The 19075-nt window shown below is 69.3% G+C and carries 21 protein-coding genes and 1 tRNA gene; 13 read left to right on the forward strand and 9 right to left on the reverse strand.

Annotation, left to right across the window (positions count from 1 at the left end):
• Positions 1-181 precede the first annotated feature (181 nt).
• The 3 genes from aceA (at position 182) to FJ694_RS08930 (ending at position 3175) form a co-directional block, all read left to right on the forward strand.
• On the forward strand, positions 182-1498 hold the full coding sequence (gene aceA, locus FJ694_RS08920; RefSeq protein ID WP_157266235.1) for an isocitrate lyase: 1317 nt from the start codon (positions 182-184) through the stop codon (positions 1496-1498).
• Between the two features lie 239 nt (positions 1499-1737).
• Positions 1738-2649, forward strand: coding sequence for an alpha/beta hydrolase (locus tag FJ694_RS08925; protein ID WP_157266306.1), 912 nt, complete (start codon positions 1738-1740; stop codon positions 2647-2649).
• 40 nt (positions 2650-2689) lie between these two features.
• The gene (locus FJ694_RS08930) at positions 2690-3175 is read left to right on the forward strand and encodes a GNAT family N-acetyltransferase (protein ID WP_157266236.1); all 486 of its coding nucleotides are present in this window, start codon (positions 2690-2692) and stop codon (positions 3173-3175) included.
• 15 nt (positions 3176-3190) lie between these two features.
• Here the strand turns inward: FJ694_RS08930 and FJ694_RS08935 are convergent, their stop codons facing one another.
• Genes FJ694_RS08935 through ygfZ form a run of 3 tightly spaced genes read right to left on the reverse strand, consistent with a single transcriptional unit; the run spans position 3191 to position 5242 of the window.
• Complete coding sequence (locus FJ694_RS08935) at positions 3191-4000, reverse strand: NRDE family protein (RefSeq protein ID WP_157266237.1); 810 nt, start codon at positions 3998-4000, stop codon at positions 3191-3193.
• Positions 3991-4320, reverse strand: a complete 330-nt coding sequence (locus FJ694_RS08940) for a DUF4936 family protein (RefSeq protein ID WP_157266238.1) — start codon at positions 4318-4320, stop codon at positions 3991-3993. The genes FJ694_RS08935 and FJ694_RS08940 overlap by 10 nt, the downstream gene beginning before the upstream one ends.
• The gene (gene ygfZ / locus FJ694_RS08945; protein WP_157266239.1) at positions 4310-5242 is read right to left on the reverse strand and encodes a CAF17-like 4Fe-4S cluster assembly/insertion protein YgfZ; all 933 of its coding nucleotides are present in this window, start codon (positions 5240-5242) and stop codon (positions 4310-4312) included. Before ygfZ ends, FJ694_RS08940 begins: the two co-directional genes overlap by 11 nt.
• A 48-nt stretch (positions 5243-5290) precedes the next feature.
• On the opposite strand from ygfZ, the gene mltG reads away from it, so the two are divergent.
• The 7 genes from mltG to FJ694_RS08980 all read left to right on the forward strand — a co-directional run bounded on the left by mltG (position 5291) and on the right by FJ694_RS08980 (position 11090).
• Positions 5291-6304: an endolytic transglycosylase MltG gene (gene mltG, locus FJ694_RS08950; RefSeq protein ID WP_157266240.1), complete on the forward strand. Its 1014-nt coding sequence runs from the start codon at positions 5291-5293 to the stop codon at positions 6302-6304.
• Positions 6305-6327: 23 nt separating this feature from the next.
• Positions 6328-6939 carry a dTMP kinase gene (gene tmk, locus FJ694_RS08955; RefSeq protein WP_157266241.1) on the forward strand — a complete coding sequence of 204 codons (612 nt, stop codon included), beginning with the start codon at positions 6328-6330 and terminating at the stop codon, positions 6937-6939.
• Positions 6936-7961, forward strand: a complete 1026-nt coding sequence (locus FJ694_RS08960) for a DNA polymerase III delta subunit-related protein (protein WP_232539963.1) — start codon at positions 6936-6938, stop codon at positions 7959-7961. The genes tmk and FJ694_RS08960 overlap by 4 nt, the downstream gene beginning before the upstream one ends.
• Positions 7961-8332: a PilZ domain-containing protein gene (locus FJ694_RS08965; protein ID WP_157266242.1), complete on the forward strand. Its 372-nt coding sequence runs from the start codon at positions 7961-7963 to the stop codon at positions 8330-8332. The genes FJ694_RS08960 and FJ694_RS08965 overlap by 1 nt, the downstream gene beginning before the upstream one ends.
• A gap of 47 nt (positions 8333-8379) precedes the next feature.
• On the forward strand, positions 8380-9165 hold the full coding sequence (locus FJ694_RS08970) for a TatD family hydrolase (RefSeq protein WP_157266243.1): 786 nt from the start codon (positions 8380-8382) through the stop codon (positions 9163-9165).
• 23 nt (positions 9166-9188) lie between these two features.
• Positions 9189-9848 carry an ankyrin repeat domain-containing protein gene (locus tag FJ694_RS08975; RefSeq protein ID WP_232539964.1) on the forward strand — a complete coding sequence of 220 codons (660 nt, stop codon included), beginning with the start codon at positions 9189-9191 and terminating at the stop codon, positions 9846-9848.
• Positions 9849-10070: 222 nt separating this feature from the next.
• Entirely contained in the window at positions 10071-11090 is a 1020-nt protein-coding gene (locus tag FJ694_RS08980; RefSeq protein ID WP_157266244.1) for a DUF72 domain-containing protein, read from the forward strand.
• Positions 11091-11234: 144 nt separating this feature from the next.
• Here the strand turns inward: FJ694_RS08980 and FJ694_RS08985 are convergent.
• The 6 genes from FJ694_RS08985 to cysS form a co-directional block, all read right to left on the reverse strand.
• A tRNA-Ser gene (locus FJ694_RS08985) sits at positions 11235-11327 on the reverse strand.
• Positions 11328-11402: 75 nt separating this feature from the next.
• On the reverse strand, positions 11403-12680 hold the full coding sequence (locus FJ694_RS08990) for an aspartate kinase (protein WP_157266245.1): 1278 nt from the start codon (positions 12678-12680) through the stop codon (positions 11403-11405).
• 59 nt (positions 12681-12739) lie between these two features.
• Positions 12740-14071: a tRNA lysidine(34) synthetase TilS gene (gene tilS, locus FJ694_RS08995; RefSeq protein ID WP_157266246.1), complete on the reverse strand. Its 1332-nt coding sequence runs from the start codon at positions 14069-14071 to the stop codon at positions 12740-12742.
• The gene (locus FJ694_RS09000) at positions 14040-15011 is read right to left on the reverse strand and encodes an acetyl-CoA carboxylase carboxyltransferase subunit alpha (protein ID WP_157266247.1); all 972 of its coding nucleotides are present in this window, start codon (positions 15009-15011) and stop codon (positions 14040-14042) included. Before FJ694_RS09000 ends, tilS begins: the two co-directional genes overlap by 32 nt.
• 29 nt (positions 15012-15040) lie before the next feature.
• Complete coding sequence (locus FJ694_RS09005) at positions 15041-15691, reverse strand: DNA-3-methyladenine glycosylase family protein (RefSeq protein WP_157266248.1); 651 nt, start codon at positions 15689-15691, stop codon at positions 15041-15043.
• Positions 15692-17071: a cysteine--tRNA ligase gene (cysS, locus tag FJ694_RS09010; protein ID WP_157266309.1), complete on the reverse strand. Its 1380-nt coding sequence runs from the start codon at positions 17069-17071 to the stop codon at positions 15692-15694.
• Positions 17072-17256: 185 nt separating this feature from the next.
• Between cysS and FJ694_RS09015 the strand changes: the two genes are divergently transcribed.
• The 3 genes from FJ694_RS09015 to FJ694_RS09025 all read left to right on the forward strand — a co-directional run bounded on the left by FJ694_RS09015 (position 17257) and on the right by FJ694_RS09025 (position 19075).
• Entirely contained in the window at positions 17257-17775 is a 519-nt protein-coding gene (locus FJ694_RS09015) for a peptidylprolyl isomerase (RefSeq protein WP_375140205.1), read from the forward strand.
• A gap of 2 nt (positions 17776-17777) precedes the next feature.
• Positions 17778-18278, forward strand: coding sequence for a peptidylprolyl isomerase (locus tag FJ694_RS09020; protein WP_157266250.1), 501 nt, complete (start codon positions 17778-17780; stop codon positions 18276-18278).
• Positions 18279-18355: 77 nt separating this feature from the next.
• The gene (locus FJ694_RS09025) at positions 18356-19075 is read left to right on the forward strand and encodes a UDP-2,3-diacylglucosamine diphosphatase (RefSeq protein WP_375140206.1); all 720 of its coding nucleotides are present in this window, start codon (positions 18356-18358) and stop codon (positions 19073-19075) included.

A 19075-nucleotide genomic window follows, 5' to 3' on the forward strand; every position in this document is an offset into this window, starting at 1 on the left:
ATTCTTCCCATTACAGAAAATGGCTTATCGCATTGCGAGATGAAGAGCGCAAGTTGTTGATTTGTTTGGAGAAAAAATGTTGTCTTATATAAGACATAAGTCATGGGACTGACCGCTTTTGCCTTTAGGCTTTAGCCATCGATTCGCCACTTTTGTTTCCCCCCAAGCAAGGAGAAAGAAGATGACCAAGCTGACCCGTGAACAGCAGATCGCCGCCCTGGAGAAGGACTGGGTCGAGAACCCGCGCTGGAAGCTCGTGAAGCGCGGCTACAGCGCTGCCGACGTGGTGCGCCTGCGCGGCAGCATGCAGCCCGAGTACACGCTGGCGCAGGAAGGCGCGCGCAAGCTGTGGGAGAAGGTCAACGGTGGCGCCAAGAAGGGCTACGTCAACGCCTTCGGCGCGATCACCGCCGGCCAAGCGATGCAGCAGGCCAAGGCCGGCCTGGAGGCCGTGTACCTGTCGGGCTGGCAGGTCGCCGCCGATGGCAACACCTCCGAGACCATGTACCCCGACCAGTCGCTGTACGCGTACGACTCGGTGCCGACGATGGTTCGCCGCATCAACAACACCTTCAAGCGTGCCGACGAGATCCAGTGGTCGCGCGGCATCAACCCGGGCGACGAGAACTTCGTCGACTACTTCCTGCCCATCGTGGCGGATGCTGAAGCCGGCTTCGGCGGCGTGCTCAACGCCTTCGAGCTGATGAAGAACATGATCGCCGCGGGTGCCGCCGGCGTGCACTTCGAGGACCAGCTCGCCGCCGTCAAGAAGTGCGGCCACATGGGTGGCAAGGTGCTGGTGCCGACGCAGGAAGCGGTCGAGAAGCTGATCGCCGCGCGCTTCGCCGCCGACGTGATGGGCGTGCCCACCATCGTGCTGGCGCGCACCGACGCCGAGGCCGCCAACCTGATCACGAGCGACCACGACGCCAACGACAAGCCGTTCCTGACCGGCGAGCGCACCCAGGAAGGCTTCTACCGCGTCAAGAACGGCCTGGAGCAGGCCATCAGCCGCGGCGTGGCCTACGCGCCCTACGCCGACCTGGTGTGGTGCGAGACCGGCGTGCCCGACATCGGCTTCGCCCGCGAGTTCGCGCAGGCCGTGCATGCCGCCTGCCCGGGCAAGCTGCTGAGCTACAACTGCTCGCCCTCGTTCAACTGGAGGAAGAACCTGGACGACAAGCAGATCGCCTCGTTCCAGGAAGAGCTGTCGGCGCTGGGCTACAAGTACCAGTTCATCACGCTGGCGGGCATCCACATCAACTGGTTCAACACCTTCCAGTTCGCCCACGCCTACGCCCGCGGCGAAGGCATGAAGCACTACGTCAACATGGTCCAGGAGCCGGAGTTCCAGGCGCGCGAGCAGGGCTACACCTTCGTGTCGCACCAGCAGGAAGTGGGCGCGGGCTACTTCGACGACGTGACCACCGTGATCCAGGGCGGCTCCTCCAGCGTCAAGGCGCTGACCGGTTCCACCGAGGAAGAGCAGTTCCATTGATTCACTGAACCGCTTGGGGTGTGGACGGCCGGCGCACCAGGGCCGGCCCTTCAGTGAGTCCATGCGGCGGTGACCGCCACCGCATGCCGCCCGACGGTCCTACCCGGACCGTCGGGCTTTTTGCTTTCCGGGGCGCCTGCGGCGGCAGGGCAGGGCGCGCGGGCATACTCGCCGCCCGTCGCTTTTCCCTGGCTTTCCCGGACGGTTCCCGCTTGAGCTCACACCTTTTGACGCCGCAGATGGCCGGCCTGCTCTCGCGCATCTCGCGCGTGAAGACCGCGCCGCTGCACACCATGTCCCCGGCCGAGGCGCGCGCGGCCTACACGCTGCGCGCCGAGGTGCTGGACCCGCCGCGCGCGCCGCTGGCGCGGGTGCAGGACTTCACGATCCCCGCCGCCGACGGCACGCCGCTGCCGGCGCGCCTCTATGCCCCGTCGCACGAGCGGCTGCCGCTGCTGCTGTACCTGCACGGCGGCGGCTTCGTCATCGGCAACCTGGAGACGCACGACAGCCTGTGCCGGCAGCTCAGCGCTCGCAGCGGCGGGGCGGTGGTAGCGCTGGACTACCGGCTCGCGCCCGAGCACCGCTTCCCGACCGCGGTGGACGACGCCTGGGCGGCCATGCACTGGCTAGCCGCGCATGCCGGCACCGCGCTCGGCCTCGACGCCTCGCGCCTGGCCGTGGGCGGCGACAGTGCCGGGGGCACGCTCTCGGCCGCGTGCGCGCTGCATGCGCGCGACGTGGGGTTGCGGCTGGCGCTGCAGCTGCTGATCACGCCCGGCACCACGGCGCATGCCGACACGCCCAGCCACAAGCTCTTCGCCAACGGCTTCGTGCTGGACGCGGCGGCCATCGCCTGGTTCTTCGACCACTACATCGACCATCGGCATCGCCGCGACTGGCGCTTCGCGCCGCTGGAGGCGGAAGTGGACGACGTGGCGCCGGCCTGCCTGATCCTGGCCGAGTGCGACCCGCTGGTGGACGAGGGCCTGGCCTATGCCGACAAGCTGCGCGCCGCCGGCGTGCCGGTCAAGCTGGAGCTCTATCGCGGGCTCACGCACGACTTCATCAAGATGGGCCGGGCCATTCCGCAGGCCAGGGAAGCGCAGCAGGCCGCAGCCGAGGCGCTGCGCGAGGCCTGGGGCCTTTGAGGCCGGAAAACAGTGTCCAAGTTGCCTTGAAACAACGTACATGAATATCCCTGAACAGATTTTCCCTTCGGACCCAACACGGCTCCGCACCGGCAGCTGGCAGGAGCTGGGGCCTGCGGCGCAGTCGGTACGCCACGCCGTGTTCGTCGAGGAGCAGCGCATCCCGGCCGAGCTGGAGCGCGACCCGGCGGATGCCGGCTGCCTGCACGCCGTCGCCTTCGATGCGCAAGGGCGGCCCGTCGGCACCGGCCGGCTGCTGCCGCAGCCCGGCGGGGTGCTGAAGCTCGGCCGGCTGGCGGTGCTGAAAGCCTGGCGCGGCCGCGGCGTGGGCCAGGCGCTGCTGCGGGCGTTGCTGGACGCGGCCCGCGCCCAGGGCGCGCGCGAGGTGATGCTGCATGCGCAGCAGTCGGCGGCCAGCTTCTACCTGCCGGCGGGATTCGAGGCGCGGGGCGAGGAGTTCATGGAAGCGGGCATCCCGCACATCGAGATGGCACTGGCGCTGCGGCCGGGGCAGGGCGACGCCTGATCCGGGACTTCGGCTTCAGGGCGCGGCGCAGGCGTCCGCCACGTTCAGCGCGGCCGGTACGGCCGGCCAGCGCGGCAACCGCACGCGGGTTCGGAAGGGTTCCCGCGCGTGCGTCAGCTCGACCACCGTCAGCCGGCCGCCCGCGCGCTCGCGCACCAGCACCGTCGAGCAGCGCGTGGCGTAGTGCGGCTCGCTGATGAACACGGGAGACAAGTAGCGCTCCACCTCCAGCGCCACGCCGGTGCTGGGCAGGTGCTCGTCCGGGGCGCGGGTGCGGTCGGCCAGCGCCAGCAGCAGGTCGTCGATCAGCGCGTCGGCGCCGTCGTGGCGGCGCAGGGCGTCGTGCAGGGACTGCTTGAGCCGCTCGGTCTTGGGCCAGGGCGTGTCCAGCGCGGCGTTGGACAGGCCGTGGATGCCGGGCGGCAGCGCATGCGGCGCGGGGTGGTCGGTGCCGGTCCAGAAGAACTCGCCACTGGTGAGATCGGCGGCGATCAGGTTGAAGGGGTTGTGGCCGGCGGCCGTCAGCGCGGCGCAGAAGCCGGCGGCGTCGGCCCCGCCGTGCAGCCATTGCGGGACGATCTCGCCGCGCGAGGGCGCGTCCGGCCGCACCGCGCCGGGCCGGCGCATGTTGGTGAGCATGGCCAGGCGGCCGGCGGGCGTGAGACCCATCCAGGTGCCGCCGGCGCGCAGGTCGCGGCCGGCGAGGGTGCCGTCGCTCCAGCGGTGCAGCTCGGCGGCGGGTCGATCCAGGAACTCGTCGCGATTCGCGGCGATGACGAGGTCGAAGCGCGGGTGGGCGTCCCGCGCCAGCGCGATCAGGCACATGCTTCGAAGACTTCCACGTGGCGCGGGCCGGCGAGCCACGGTGCCAGGAGCGCGTCGGCCGCCTGCGCGATGCGCTCCTGCAATGCGGCGTCGATGCCGCCGGGAGACTCGTAGATCTCCATCAGCGTGCGCTGGCCGGTGGCCGGATCGGCCTCCGGGCGCTGCAGCAGGGTGCCGCGCAGGCCGGGATGGGATTGCGCCAGCCCTGCCTGCAAGGTGCGCACGGTGCGGACGCAGGCGTCCAGGTCCGGTGCGGCGACGCGGTAATACACGAACAGCTGGCGCCCGCCCGGGGCGCCGGGGGCGGTGTCAGGCGGCATCCAGCGGCACGTCGTAGGGCAGCGCCGCGCGCTGCAGCGCCGGGCCGTCGGGGCTGCGCAGGTGCAGCGAGGCGGCGTCCAGCGCCGCGAGCTTGAGCTCCACCAGCGCCGCGGTGCGGCCCTGCAGCGTGGCGGCGTCCACGACCCTGCCGGAGGGCTGCGACGGGTCGTCGCCGGCGGCGAACACTTCCTGGCCCGGGGCGGCCTCGGCCTGCGCGTCGAACAGGAAGGCGCGGCGCTTGGTGGTGCCGCGGTACTGGCTGCGCGCCACGACTTCCTGGCCGGGATAGCAGCCCTTCTTGAAGTTCACGCCTTCGAGCAGCTCCAGGTTCACCATCTGCGGCACGAACTGCTCGACGGTAGCGGCGGTCACGCGCGGCAGGGCGCTCTTCACTTCCAGCCAGCGCCAGGCCTCTTCGGACAGCGCGGGCAGCTCCGGCGCCTGGGCGGCGGCCAGCAGCCAGCGCGGCACGCCGTCCACGTCGGGCAGGCGGATCGCTTCCGCGTCGCGCACGCGCGCGCGCTGCCAGGTCTGGGTCGGTGCGGCCTCGCCCAGCCAGGCGGCGGCGCTCGCGCCGGCCAGGCCGTACAGGCGCAGGTCGGCGGCCTCGGCGAGCTTGCACTTGGCGCGCAGCACGAACATGGACAGGCGCTTCACGGTCGGGGCCAGCACGTCGGCGCTGCAGGCCAGCAGCACCTCGTCCGGGGCGGGGCGCCAGATGATGAAGCTGGCCAGGAGCCGGCCCTTGGCGCTGCAGTAGCCGGCCAGGCGCGCGGCGGCGGCGTCGAGGGATTTCACGTCCTGCGTGAGCTGGCCGTGCAGGAAAGTCGCGGCATCCTCGCCGCTCGCACGCACCAGGCCCCAGTGCGTCAAAGGCGCGGCGCCGTCGAAGGAACCTGCCTGAATGAGGGTGTCGGTCATCCGGCCATTATGATCAGCGGCTTTGCCCGGGGCGGTACTGGTGTGGTGATGAAGCGGATCTTGCTGGCCCTCGCGCTGCTGCTGGCCGTGGCCGGATTGGGTGCGGCGGGCACGGTGTGGTGGTGGCTGCAGCGGCCGCTGCCGCTGGCCTTGCCTTCGGTGGAACTGTCCATCGAGCCGGGCACCGCGCCGCGCCGGGTGGCCGAGGAGTGGGTCTACGCCGGTGTGCAGACGAATCCGCAATTCCTCTATCACTGGTTCCGCTGGTCCGGCCAGGACCGGCAGATCCGCGCCGGCAGCTACGAGGTCGAACGCGGCGTCACCCCGCGCCAGCTGCTCGACAAGATGGTGCGCGGCGACGAAGCGCTGGAGAGCGTGCGCTTCATCGAGGGCTGGACCTTCAGGCAGGTGCGTGCCGAGCTGGCCCGCGCCAATGCGCTGAAACCCGCCACGGCTGCGCTCAGCGACGCGGAGCTGATGGCCGCGCTGGGCCTGCCGGGCGTGGCGCCGGAAGGGCGCTTCTTTCCGGACACCTACGCCTACAGCCGCGGCGTGAGCGACCTGACGGTGCTCAAGCGCGCGCAGGCGGCGATGCAGCGGCGGCTCGAAGCGGTCTGGGCCGAGCGCCCGGCCGACACGCCGCTGCGCCGCATCGACGACCTGCTGACGCTGGCCTCCATCGTCGAGAAGGAGACGGGGCGGGAGTCCGACCGGCCCAAGGTGGCGGCGGTGTTCCTGAACCGGCTGCGCGTGGGCATGCCGCTGCAGACCGACCCGACCGTGATCTACGGCCTGGGAGAGCGCTTCGACGGCAACCTGCGCAAGCACCACCTGCTCGAAGACACGCCCTTCAACACCTACACCCGGCCCGGGCTGCCGCCCACGCCGATCGCGATGCCGGGCCTGGCCTCGCTGCGCGCGGTGGTCAAGCCGGACTCAACCAGGGCGCTGTACTTCGTCGCGCGCGGCGACGGCAGCAGCGTCTTCAGCGACAACCTCGCGGACCATAACCGCGCGGTCAACCAGTACCAGCGCGCGCCCCGCGGCGCGAGCGCGCCCTGACACTTCCTTCATCCGAGTCCCACGTGAATCCTGCTTTCATCACCTTCGAAGGCATCGACGGCGCCGGCAAGAGCTCGCACATCGAGGCGCTGGCCCAGTGGCTGCGCGCACGCGGCCGCGAGGTGCAGCTCACGCGCGAGCCCGGTGGCACGGCGCTGGCCGAGCGGCTGCGCGAGCTGCTGCTGCACGAGGCCATGGACCCGCTCACCGAGAGCCTGCTGGTGTTCGCCGCGCGCCGCGACCACCTGCGCCAGTGCATCGAGCCGGCCCTGGCGTGCGGCGCCACGGTGCTGTGCGACCGCTTCACGGACGCCACCTTCGCCTACCAGGGCGGCGGGCGCGGCTTCAACCTGGACGTGCTGGGCCGGCTGGAGAGCTGGGTACAGGAAGGGCGCCAGCCCGACGTCACCCTCTGGTTCGACCTGCCGCCGGACGTCGCGGCGCAGCGCCGCGCCGCGGCGCGGGCGGCGGACCGCTTCGAGAGCGAGGACGAGCGCTTCTTCAGTCGCGTGCGCGCTGGCTATGCGGCGCGCGCGGCCGCGGCGCCGGGGCGTTTCATCCAGATTGACGCGGATCAGCCGCGCGAGGCGGTGTGGGCGCAGATCGAGCGTTCGCTCCTGGAGCGCGGCTGGTGAGCGCGCCGTCGCTGCCCTGGCTGGACGCGCCGCTGCAGCGGGCCCTGCAGCAGCGCGCGCATGCGCTGCTGATTCACGGCCCGGCGGGGGTCGGGCAGTACGAGTTCGGCTTCGCGCTGGCCAGGGCGCTGCTGTGCGAGGCGGGCGAGGGCACGCAGCGGCCTTGCGGTCGCTGCACCGCCTGCCACCTGATGGACACGCACGGGCACCCGGACTTCAAGCTGCTGCTGCCCGAAGCGCTGCGCGAGCCGCTGGGCTGGCAGGACGAGGAAGCGCGCAAGAAGGATGCGAAGCCCAGCAAGTGGATCCGCATCGAGGACGTGCGCCAGGCCATCGACTGGACGCACCAGAGCCTGTCGCGCGGCATGGCCAAGGTGCTGCTGATCCACCCGGCCACCGCCATGCAGGAGGCCAGCGCCAACGCGCTGCTCAAGACGCTGGAGGAGCCTGCGCCGCAGGTGCGGCTGCTGCTGACCGCCACCGACCCGGAGCTGCTGCTGCCCACCATCCGCAGCCGCTGCCAGCGCCTGGCGCTGCCGTTGCCGCCGCGCGAGGCCGCGCTGGAATGGCTGCGCGAGCGTGGCCTGGCCCAGCCGGCGGTGCTGCTGGACGCCGCGGGCGGACGGCCGCTGGAGGCGCAGGCGCTGGCGGGCGAGGGCATCGACGCGGCCGCCTGGACCGCGCTGCCGCAGCGGCTGCGCCAGGGCGACGCCACGGCCGTGGCGCAGTGGCCGCTGCCGCGGCTGCTGGAGACGCTCTTGAAACTGTGTCACGACCTGATGGCGGTGGCCGCCGGCGGGGCGCCGCGTTACTTCCCCGCCGACTCGCTGCTGCCCGGCGCGGCTTTGCCGGCACTGGCTCAATGGTCGCGGGAGCTGACGCAGCTCTCGCGCCATGACGAGCACCCGTGGAATGCGTCGCTGCTGGCGGAGTCGCTGGTGGCGCAGGTTGCGGCGCTGTGGCCGGCAGCCAAGTCCGGGACCGGCGCCGGCCGCGCCCGCGTCACTACACTCGGTCGGTGATGAACACCACACCTGCTTCCGACCCGGGCGCGTCGCAGCCGACGCGGGTGCAACTCTCGTTCGAGGACCAGGCGGCGCTGTATGGCGCCTACATCCCGCTGTTCGGCGAGGGTGGCCTGTTCGTTGCCACGCCGCGCGAGCACCGGCTGGGCGATGCCTTCGAGCTGGTCCTGGCATTGCCGGGCGAGAGCGAGCTCCTGGCCGTGTCGGGCAAGGTGGCCTGGATCACGCCGGCGCACGCGCCGGGTGGGCGTCCGCAGGGCGTGGGCGTGGCCTTCGCGGGCGACGTGGCCTCGCGCGCTCTCAAGGCGCGCATCGAGGACATCCTCGGCGCCACGCTGGCCTCGGCGCGGCCGACGCAGGTTTTCTGACCTTCTGATTCCTTCGCCGGGCGTGCCCGGCTTGCCGGTTGATTGCGATGTACGTCGATTCCCACTGCCACCTGAGTTTTCCCGAGCTGCAGGCGCGGCTGCCCGAGATCCGCGCCGCCATGGCGGCCGCCCAGGTCGATCGTGCGCTGTGCATCTGCACCACGCTGGAGGAGTTCGAATCCGTGCACGCGCTGGCGATGGCGCACGACAACTTCTGGGCCAGCGTGGGCGTGCACCCGGACAACGAGGACGTGCTGGAGCCCAGCGTCGGCACGCTGTGCGAGTGGGCGGCGCGGCCGCGCGTGGTGGGCATCGGCGAGACGGGACTCGATTACTACCGTCTCAATGGGCGAACCGTCGAGGACATGGAATGGCAGCGCGAGCGCTTTCGGGTGCACATCCGCGCGGCGCGCGCCACCCATAAGCCGCTGATCATCCACACCCGCAGCGCCAGCGACGACACGCTGGCGATCCTGCGCGAGGAGGGCGGCGAGCAGGCCGGCGGCGTCTTTCACTGCTTCACCGAGACCGCGGCCGTGGCGCGCGCGGCGCTGGACCTGGGTTTTCACGTCTCGTTCTCCGGCATCCTGACGTTTCGCAACGCGGCGGACCTGCGCGAGGTCGCCAGGTTCGTGCCGATGGACCGGCTGCTGATCGAGACCGACAGCCCGTACCTGGCGCCCGTGCCGTACCGAGGCAAGGTCAACCAGCCGGCCTACGTGCCGCATGTCGCGGCGCAGCTGGCCGAGCTGCGGGGCTGCAGCGCCGAGGACATCGGCCGCGCCACCAGTGCCAATTTCGAGCGGCTGTTCAAGGTGACGGAGGCGGCGTGAGCCAGGCGCTTCGAAAGGTCCGTTTGGCGGAACCAGGTGCTGGCCGGCGCCGTTGCCTGGGTGCCGGACTCGCTGCCGGCCTGTGGCTGCTGGCCGGCCCGGCGCGGGCCGGCATCTACGAAGATTTCTTCAAGGCGGTCGAGCGCGACGACGGGCTGACCGTCGCGCGGCTGCTCAAGCGCGGCTTCGACCCGAACTCCCGGGACGAGCATGGGCAGCCGGCGCTGACGCTGGCGTTCAAGGAGGATGCGCTCAAGGCCGCCGAGGCGCTGTGGGCGCATCCGCAACTCGACCTGGAGGCGACCAACAGCGCCGATGAGACGCCGCTGATGATGGCGGCGCTGCGCGGTCACGTGGCCTGGATGCAGCGGCTGCTGCAGCGCGGCGCGCGCGTGCACCGCGAGGGCTGGGCGCCGATCCACTATGCGGCGACCTGTCCGGAGCCCGAGCCGGTGGAAGTCATGCTCAAGGCCGGCGCGCCGGTGAATGCGCTCAGCACGAACGGCAGCACGCCGCTGATGATGGCCGCCGGCTACGGCGCCATCGACGCCGCGAGATTTCTGTTGCGCCACGGTGCTGACGCCAAGGCACGCAATCAGCGGCAACTCACGGCGGCGGATTTCGCGCGCACGGCAGGGCGGGACGGTCTGGCGGCAGAGCTGGACGCGGCGGCGCGGCGCTGAGTCGCTGCTGGATCGAAGCGGGAGCAAGGATGGGATGAGGCTGGATCTCCTGGCCTCGCCGTGTCCAGGTCGTTGCGCCTCAATGCGTATTATGTGAAATCAGATGGAGAGGATGCTCTGCTCTTTCCGGATGTGACCTGTCCTGAAGTTGGCTGGTCCCGGGTCTGGGCCTCTTTCCTGCCGTGAACGCGGCATGTGTGTTTCGGTTGCTAGGCTTGGCTCATGAAGCATTCGGCCTCCACGCTCCAGCCCCTGTTGTTCGACGACGTGCCGTTGCCGCCAAAGGCAACGGTCCAGCCGGCGGTGCCCGACGCCGAGTGGCTGGCCTTGTCGCAGCAGCTCGACGCGCGCTGGGGTGGCCGGCTGCGGCTGGGGACCTCGTCGTGGAATTTCAGCGGCTGGTCCGGGCTGGTGTGGGCGCAGGCCTATCCGGAGGCGCGGCTGTCGCGCGAAGGCCTCCCGGCCTATGCGGCGCATCCGCTGCTGCGTACCGTGAGCCTGGACCGGGCCTTCTACCGGCCACTGGAAGCGGCCGCTTTCGCGGCGCTGGCGGCGCAGGTGCCGGCGGACTTCCGCTTCGTCGTCAAGGCGGCATCGGTGGTCAGCGACGCCGTGCAGCGTGATGGCGGCGGCCGCGCCGAGCGCAGTAATCCGCTGTTCCTCGATCCGCAAGTGTCCCTGGAGCAATGCCTGCGGCCCGCCATCGAGGGCTTGAAGGACAAGCTGGGCGTGCTGGTGTTCCAGCTCTCGCCGCTGCCGGCCGCATGGCTGCACGATCCGCGGCGGCTGCAGGCGCAACTGGAGCGGCTATGGCAGACGCTGTTGCCCGAATTGCCGGCGGGCAGCCGCCTGGCGCTGGAACTGCGTGACCCGGAGCTGCTGCAGCCCTGGCTGGCGGCACAGCTGAAGGCTTTCGGGGTGCGCTATTGCCTGGGACTGCACGACCGCATGCCGGCCATCGAGCAGCAGCTACCGATGCTGCGAGCCACCTGGCCCGGTGACCTGGTCTGCCGCTGGAACCTGCAACTCGGCCAGAGCTATGCGAGTGCCAAGGACCGGTGGGCGCCTTTCGACAAGCTCGTTGCGCCGGACCTGCCGACGCGCCAGGCGCTGGTGCGCGTGCTGGCTGGCACGCTGGGCGCCGGTCATGGCGCCTACGTCACCATCAACAACAAGGCCGAGGGCTGCGCGCCCTGCTCCGTGCTGGAGCTGGCCCGTGCGCTGGCAGCCGTGCCGTCTTGAGCTCGATTCGTTGACTTGAATTGAAGCGCCCTGCCCGCAGCGGATCTGGCGCGGCGCCGGCGCAGGCTTCATGGCCAGCACTGATTCGAGCCTCAAAAGCAAAAAGACCGAAGGCCCTTTCGGATCCTTCGGTCTTTTGCGTCTTGGCGGAGTCGGAGGGATTCGAACCCTCGATGCAGGTTTTGCCCGCATACTCCCTTAGCAGGGGAGCACCTTCGGCCACTCGGTCACGACTCCAGCGAAGCTCAGATTCTAGCAAGGTTTTTTTGCCGTTTCCAGCGCCTTGCGAATCTTTTTTTATCAGATTTCTTGTCAGGCCGCGGCGGCGGGTTCCTGGTCCAGTTCGAAGGCACGGTGCAGCGCGCGCACGGCGAGCTCCATGTACTTCTCATCGATCACCACGCTGGTCTTGATCTCGCTGGTCGTGATCATCTGGATGTTGATACCCTCGTCGCTGAGCGCGCGGAACATCTTGCTGGCCACGCCGGCATGGCTGCGCATGCCGATGCCCACGATGCTGACCTTGCAGATCTTGGTGTCACCCATGATCTGCGCCGCGCCGGTCTGGGGTACGACCTGGCTTTGCAGCAGGTCCACCGTGCGCTGGTAATCGTTGCGGTGCACGGTGAAGGAGAAGTCGGTCTTCCCGTCGTGCGACACGTTCTGGATGATCACGTCGACGTCGATGTTGGCCTCGGCCACGGCGCCCAGGATCTGGTAAGCGATGCCGGGCTTGTCGGGCACGCCCATGACGGTGATCTTGGCCTCGTCGCGGTTGAACGCGATGCCGGAGACAACGGCTTGTTCCATCTTTTCGTCTTCCTCGAAGGTGATCAGGGTGCCGGAGCTGGCTTCCTCTTCGATATCAATATCCCAGGGCGTGAAGCTGGAGAGCACGCGCAGCGGCACGCGGTACTTGCCGGCGAACTCCACCGAGCGGATCTGCAGCACCTTGGAGCCCAGGCTCGCCATCTCCAGCATCTCTTCGAAGCTGACGGTGGAAAGCCGCCGCGCTTCGGCCACGACGCGCGGGTCGGTGGTGTAGACGCCGTCGACGTCCGTGTAGATCAGGCACTCGTCAGCCTTGAGCGCCGCCGCTACCGCCACTGCAGAGGTGTCGGAGCCGCCACGGCCCAACGTCGTGATGTGACCGTCAGAGTCGATGCCCTGGAAGCCGGTGATGATCACCACGCGGCCCGCAGCCAGATCGGCACGCACGCGCGCGTCGTCGATGCTCTGGATGCGCGCCTTGGTGTAGGCCGAGTCGGTCTGCACCGGCACTTGCCAGCCGGTGTAGCTGATGGCCTCGCAGCCTTCGGCCTGCAGCGCGATGGCCAGCAGGCCCACCGACACCTGCTCGCCAGTAGCGGCGATCATGTCGAGCTCGCGCAGCAGCGCCGAGGTGCTCTGCTTGGGCGAGAGCTCCTTGGCCAGGCCCAGCAGCCGGTTGGTTTCGCCGCTCATCGCGGAAGGGACGACCACCATCTGGTGGCCGGCGCGTGCCCACTTGGCCACGCGCTTGGCGACGTTGCGGATGCGCTCGGTAGAGCCCATCGACGTACCGCCGTACTTGTGAACGATCAATGCCATGGTGTGTGAAACAGGCCCGGGTTTGCCGCGAGGCTCCAGCGGCCCGCGAACCCGGGATTCTAGCCGGGCGTATCGGGCACCCATTCCAGGGCGAGTTGCGGCGTGCCCGGCGGCGCCTGGTGGCGCGCGTCGATGCCCAATCCGGGCACGAACAGCAATTGCTCGCCCCGCCACAACAGTGGCCCACCACGCCGCCATGCGGGCACGCCCAGGGCTTGGTACTGCTTCTTGAGGCTGCGCGGCATGCCGCGCGTGCTCAGCTGGAACTGCTCGCCGCCGCTGCGCGCGCGCGGCTCGCAGCCGCGCAGTTGCGCAGGCGCCACACCGCCTTCGTCCACGGCCCGGACCTGCAGGCTGCCGCCCCAGGCGTCGAGACGATGGCAGCCGGGCTCATCCAGTAGCGGCAAGGTGCACGGCACCTGGCCGGTCGCCACGCCAGGATCTGGGCGCGGTTCACAGCGCAACCGGCCGCGGTAGCGCAGTAGCACATGCCCGCCGGCCGGCCATCGTGCGGGTGCTTTGCCGGGCAGTTCGTCAACGAGGCGTTCGACCAGCGATTGCGCCGGCCCGCGGCTCGTGCGCAGGCGCAGCCAATGTCGCAGCAGGTTCGCCCGCCGCGACGGTGACAGGGCCGCCAGTGCCTCCAGGCACAGCTCATCACCCTGCTCCACGCGAGCCAGGTCCAGTGCCGCCAGGTCGTCCAAACATTCGCGCGCCTGCTGCGCCTGACGCGCCGCCGCGGCCAGCGCCGGCTCGGCCTGCTCAAAAGCCGAGCACAGCGCCGGCATCACCGCGTGGCGCAGCCGGTTGCGGGCAAAGCCGTGGTCGTCGTTGCTCGGGTCCTGCACGAAGGTCAGACCGTGGGTCTGCACATAGGCCTCGATGGCTTCACGCGGCTTGTCCAGCCAGGGTCGCACCCAGAGGATGCCGTCGCGCAACGCCTGCTGCGGCATAGCCGCCAGCCCCGCCACGCCGCCGCCGCGCAGGGCTTGCAAGATGAAGGTTTCAGCTTGGTCGCGGCGGTGATGCGCCAGGAGCACCAGGCGCGTCCCGCCGGCGCGTGCCATGCGTGTCAGCGCCGTGTAGCGCTCGCGCCGGGCCCAGGCCTCGACGCTGTCGCCGCGTCCAGGCCGGCCGTCGAGGTGGCACCAGTCGAATTGCACTGGCAGCCCCAGCGCCGCCCAGTCGCGGCACTGGCGCTGCAGCCGCTCGACCCATCCGTCGGCCTCGGGCAGCAGTCCGTGGTGCACGTGCAGCGCAAGCACGCGCAAGCCCTGCGCGCGGGCGGCGCGGGCCGTGGCGTGCAGCAGCGCGGTGGAGTCGCGGCCGCCGCTGGCGGCGACGGCGACGCAGGGGACGTCAGCGCTCGGTGGTGTCGGCGAAGCGTCCATAGGACTGCAACCGCTCGTAGCGACGCTGCAGCAGTTCGCGCGGCTTGAGGTCCACCACCTGGCGCAGCGCGTCGTTGAGCGCGCGCTTGAGCGTGGCAGCCATGTGGCGCGGGTCGCGATGCGCGCCGCCCACGGGCTCGCTGACGATCTTGTCGATCAGCCCCAGCGCCTTGAGCCGGTGCGCCGTGATGCCCAGCGCCTCGGCGGCGTCGGAGGCGCGCTCGGCCGTCTTCCACAGGATCGAGGCGCAACCCTCCGGCGAGATCACGGAGTAGACCGAGAACTGCAGCATCAGCACCTGGTCGGCCACGCTGATGGCCAGTGCGCCGCCGGAGCCGCCTTCGCCGATGATCGTGGTGACGATCGGCACCTCCAGCTGCGCCATTTCGAAGATGTTGCGGCCGATGGCCTCGGACTGGCCGCGCTCCTCGGCGCCAATGCCCGGATACGCGCCCGGCGTGTCCACGAAGGTGAACACCGGCAGCCCGAACTTTTCGGCCAGCTTCATCAGCCGCAGCGCCTTGCGGTAGCCCTCGGGGCGGCTCATGCCGAAGTTGCGCGCGGCGCGCTCCTTGGTGTCGCGGCCTTTCTGGTGGCCGAGCACCATGCAGGCCTGGCCGTTGAAACGCGCCAGGCCGCCGACGATCGACTGGTCGTCGGCGTAATGCCGGTCGCCATGCAGTTCCTGGAAGTCGCTGAAGATTTCGTTGATGTAGTCGAGCGTGTAGGGACGCTGCGGGTGGCGGGCGATCTGCGTGACCTGCCACGGCGAGAGGTTGGCGTAGATGTCCTTGGTCAGCTGCAGGCTCTTCTTCTGCAGCCGCTCGATTTCCTCGGAGATGTCCACGGCGGACTCGGTCTGCACGTAGCGCAGTTCTTCGATCTTGCCTTCCAGCTCGGCAACGGACTGTTCGAATTCGAGGAAGTGTTTCTTGCTCATGAAAGGTTTTCCTTGCCGGAGAGCGTCAATCAGTATTCAACGGGCACGGGGTCGAGGCTGCGCCACAGGTACCAGGTGGCCACCGAGCGGTACGGCGTCCAGGCATCGCCCACTTCGCGCGCTTCCGCCCGGGATACCGGCTCGCCGCTGAAATAGTTGAGGCTGATGCCGCGCAGCAGTCCCACGTCGTCCAGCGGCAGCACGTTCGGGCGCATCAGGTGGAAGATCAGGAACATCTCGGCCGTCCAGCGACCGATGCCGCGCACGGCCACCAGTTCCTCGATGATGGCCTCGTCGTCCATCTGTTGCCACTGGCGCACGTGCACCGTGCCGTTGCTGAAGTGCGTGGCCAGGTCGCGCAGGTATTCCACCTTGCGTGCCGACAGGCCGGCCTCCCGCATGGCGGGCACCTCCAGAGCCAGTACCGCTGCAGGCTGCAGCCGCGTGGCGCGGCCGCCGGCCACGACTGCAAAGCGTTCCCACACCGCCTGCGCCGCGCGCACCGAGATCTGTTGCCCGACGATGGAGCGCGCCAGCGTGGTGAAGGCGTCGCCGCGGCACTGCAGCCGCGCCTCGCCAAATTGCGGGATGAGCTTGCGCATCACCCGGTCGCGCTTGGCGAGGTGCTTACAGGCCTCGTCCCAATAGGCGGGCGTGACCACGGCGGCCGGACGCACCATTCAGGCTTTCACCCAGGTCGTGCCCTGCGGCGAGTCCTGCAGCACGATGCCACGCTCGGCCAGGTCGCGGCGGATGGCGTCCGCCGCGGCGAAGTCGCGCGCCTTCTTGGCCGCTGCGCGCTCGCCGATCAAACGTTCGATCTCGGCCTCGTCGAGCGTGCCGCCGCCCTGCAGGAACGCACGTGGCGGCTGCTGCAGCAGCCCCAGCGTGGCGCCCAGCGCCTTGAGCAGAGCCGCCGCTTCGGCCGAACGGCTGCGGTTGACCTCGCCGGCCAGCTCGAACAGCACCGCCACGGCGCCGGGCGTGTTGAAATCCTCGTCCATCGCGGCACGGAAAGCCGCGGCCTGGGGCTGCGTCCAGTCGATACGCTCCAGCGCCGGTACGTCCCCCACGCTGGACAACGCGGTGTAGAGCCGGCGCAGCGCCTGGCGGGCGTCTTCGAGGTTGGCGTCGCTGAAATTGAACGGGCTGCGGTAGTGCGTGCGCAGCATGAAGAAGCGCACCGTCTCGCCGTCAAAGCTCTTGAGGACGTCGCGGATGGTGAAAAAGTTGCCCAGCGACTTCGACATCTTCTCGTTGTCCACGTTCAGGAAGCCGTTGTGCATCCAGACGTTGACAAAGGGCTGACCGGTAGCGCCCTCGCTTTGCGCAATCTCGTTCTCGTGATGCGGGAACTGCAGGTCCATGCCGCCGCCGTGGATGTCGAAGTGCTCGCCGAGCAGCGCGCAGCTCATAGCCGAGCACTCGATGTGCCAACCTGGGCGGCCGGGGCCGAAGTCGCTGTCGTACTTGGCATCGGCCGGCTCTTCCGGCTTGGCGGCCTTCCACAGCACGAAGTCCAGCGGGTCTTCCTTGCCTTCGAGCACTGCCACGCGCTCGCCGGCGCGCAGCTCGTCCAGGGACTTGCCCGAGAGCTTGCCGTAGCCGGGGAACTTGCGCACCGCGAAGTTGACGTCGCCGCCGGGGGCACGGTAGGCCAGGCCCTTGGCCTCCAGCTGCCCGATCATGTGCAGCATCTGCGGCACGTATTCGGTGGCGCGCGGCTCGTGCGTCGGTGGCTCGATGCCGATGGCGCCGATGTCCTGGCGCATGGCGGCGATCATCTCGTCGGTGAGCTGGCGGATCGTGATGCCGCGCTCCAGCGCGCGGCGGATGATCTTGTCGTCGATGTCGGTGATGTTGCGCACGTAAGTCACGTCGAACCCGCTGGCGCGCAGCCAGCGGCTCACGACATCGAAGGCCATCATCATGCGCGCGTGCCCGACGTGGCACAGGTCATAGATGGTCATGCCACACACGTACATGCGCACGCGGCGGGGTTCGATGGGCGTGAAGGGCTCAACCTGTCGGGTGAGCGTGTTGTAGATGCGAAGGGTCATCGACGGGAGGGCGACAGCAGGCGCCAAGGAGAGAACGCTCCTGGCACAACCCGCCCGGCAGGCGCCGGCCGGGAAACGGGCGCCGGGGGCTTCAGTAGAATGGGTCAGTATAGCCAAGGACACGCCCCACCCCCATGAGACGACTCTCCGCCCTCGCCGCTCTGGTCACTGCTTCTACCCTATGCATGACCTTGCCGGCCGCATGGGCCCAGAAGGTGAAGCTGCAGACCACGATGGGTGACATCGTGATCGAGCTGACGCCGGAGAAGGCGCCCAAGACGGTGGACAACTTTCTGCAGTACGTGCGCGCCGGCCACTACGACGGCACGGTCTTCCACCGTGTCATTCCGAGCTTCATGATCCAGGGTGGCGGCATGCAGCCCGACCTGAAGGAAAAGCCCACCCGCGCGCCCATCCCGCTGGAAAGCCGCAACGGCCTGTCCAATGTGCGCGGCAGCGTCGCCATGGCACGGACCATGGTGCCCGACTCGGCCACGGCGCAGTTCTTCATCAACACCGTGGACAACACGTTCCTCGATCAGGCCAACTCCCGGGACGGCCACGGCTACGCCGTGTTCGGCAAGGTGGTGTCGGGCATGGAGGTCGTGGACAAGATCCGGCAGGTGCCCACGGGCAACAAGGGCCCGCATGCAGACGTGCCGCTGCAGCCCGTGCTCATCAACAAAGCAACCGTAGAGAAGTGAACATGACCAAGACCGTCGAAATGACCACCAACGCCGGCACGATCCGCATCGAGCTCGACGACGCCAAGGCGCCCGCCACGGTGGAAAATTTTCTGAGCTACGTGCGCGCGGGCCACTACGACGGCACCGTGTTCCACCGCGTCATCCCCAACTTCATGATTCAGGGCGGCGGTTTCGAGCCCGGCATGAAGCAGAAGCCCACCGGCGCGCCGATCAGCAACGAGAGCGCCAATGGCCTGCGCAATGAGAAGTACACGATCGCCATGGCACGCACCAGCGCACCGCATTCGGCTACGGCACAGTTCTTCATCAACACCAAGGGCAATCGCTTCCTGGACAAGGACAGCTCGCAGGACGGGTGGGGCTACGCCGTGTTCGGCAAGGTCGTCTCGGGCACCGAGGTCGTGGACGCCATCGAACGCGTGGCCACAGGCAACCGCGGCGGCCATGGCGACGTGCCGGTGCAGGACGTCGTCATCGAGCGCGTGACCGAGGTCGCCTGATCAACGCGGGCACCATCGCGGCCGCCGGCGCGCTGCCGGCGCCGCAGGTCCTCACCGCCCCGGCGCACTGGGACTGCATCGACTTCGTCAGCGACCTGCATCTGGACGCAACGCGCCCGCGAACCTTCCAGGCGTGGATTGACTATCTCGCCGCGACGCCGGCGCAGGCGCTGTTCATCCTGGGAGACCTGTTCGAAGCCTGGGTGGGGGACGATTGCGCATCCCAGCCTGGCTTCGAGGCAAATGCCATCCGGGCGCTGCGTGAGGCGTCCCGGCAGCGCTGGATCGGTTTCATGCCAGGCAACCGGGACTTCCTGCTGGGCTCCGAGTTGCTGGGCGCCTGTGGCGTGGCGCTGCTCGACGATCCGACTGTGCTCCAGGCCCATGGCCGCCGCGTGCTGCTGTCGCATGGCGACCAGTTGTGCCTAGCCGACGTCGAGTACCTGCACTTTCGCGCCCAGGTCCGCCAGCCCGCTTGGCAGGCCGATTTCCTGACCCGCTCCTTGAGAGAACGGTTGGATCTGGCCCGGGCCATGCGCCACGCCAGCCGCCAGCATCAGAGCGACCCGGTTGTTTGGGCCGATGTCGATCCGGCAGCGGCGCTAGCTTGGATGCGCGAGACTCAGTGCAGCGACCTGGTGCATGGTCACACGCATCGCCCGGGACGGCATGAGCTGGCGCCTGGTTTGCAACGCCTGGTGTTGAGCGATTGGGAAGTCGACGGGCCGGGAGATGCCCGGGCCCAGGCGCTGCGATTGAGCCGCACCGGCTTCGAACCCATGAATTTGGGCGTTTGA

It is taken from the genome of Azohydromonas aeria (genome assembly GCF_009760915.1).
Classification (GTDB): domain Bacteria; phylum Pseudomonadota; class Gammaproteobacteria; order Burkholderiales; family Burkholderiaceae_C; genus Azohydromonas; species Azohydromonas aeria.

Coding starts and splice junctions, on each gene's coding strand:
- aceA (WP_157266235.1), top strand. CDS start 182: ATGACCAAGCTGACCCGTGAACAGCAGATCGCCGCCCTGGAGAAGGAC.
- FJ694_RS08925 (WP_157266306.1), top strand. CDS start 1,738: ATGGCCGGCCTGCTCTCGCGCATCTCGCGCGTGAAGACCGCGCCGCTG.
- FJ694_RS08930 (WP_157266236.1), top strand. CDS start 2,690: ATGAATATCCCTGAACAGATTTTCCCTTCGGACCCAACACGGCTCCGC.
- FJ694_RS08935 (WP_157266237.1), bottom strand. CDS start 4,000: ATGTGCCTGATCGCGCTGGCGCGGGACGCCCACCCGCGCTTCGACCTC.
- FJ694_RS08940 (WP_157266238.1), bottom strand. CDS start 4,320: ATGCCGCCTGACACCGCCCCCGGCGCCCCGGGCGGGCGCCAGCTGTTC.
- ygfZ (WP_157266239.1), bottom strand. CDS start 5,242: ATGACCGACACCCTCATTCAGGCAGGTTCCTTCGACGGCGCCGCGCCT.
- mltG (WP_157266240.1), top strand. CDS start 5,291: ATGAAGCGGATCTTGCTGGCCCTCGCGCTGCTGCTGGCCGTGGCCGGA.
- FJ694_RS08965 (WP_157266242.1), top strand. CDS start 7,961: ATGAACACCACACCTGCTTCCGACCCGGGCGCGTCGCAGCCGACGCGG.
- FJ694_RS08970 (WP_157266243.1), top strand. CDS start 8,380: ATGTACGTCGATTCCCACTGCCACCTGAGTTTTCCCGAGCTGCAGGCG.
- FJ694_RS08980 (WP_157266244.1), top strand. CDS start 10,071: ATGAAGCATTCGGCCTCCACGCTCCAGCCCCTGTTGTTCGACGACGTG.
- FJ694_RS08990 (WP_157266245.1), bottom strand. CDS start 12,680: ATGGCATTGATCGTTCACAAGTACGGCGGTACGTCGATGGGCTCTACC.
- tilS (WP_157266246.1), bottom strand. CDS start 14,071: ATGGACGCTTCGCCGACACCACCGAGCGCTGACGTCCCCTGCGTCGCC.
- FJ694_RS09000 (WP_157266247.1), bottom strand. CDS start 15,011: ATGAGCAAGAAACACTTCCTCGAATTCGAACAGTCCGTTGCCGAGCTG.
- FJ694_RS09005 (WP_157266248.1), bottom strand. CDS start 15,691: ATGGTGCGTCCGGCCGCCGTGGTCACGCCCGCCTATTGGGACGAGGCC.
- cysS (WP_157266309.1), bottom strand. CDS start 17,071: ATGACCCTTCGCATCTACAACACGCTCACCCGACAGGTTGAGCCCTTC.
- FJ694_RS09015 (WP_375140205.1), top strand. CDS start 17,257: ATGACCTTGCCGGCCGCATGGGCCCAGAAGGTGAAGCTGCAGACCACG.
- FJ694_RS09020 (WP_157266250.1), top strand. CDS start 17,778: ATGACCAAGACCGTCGAAATGACCACCAACGCCGGCACGATCCGCATC.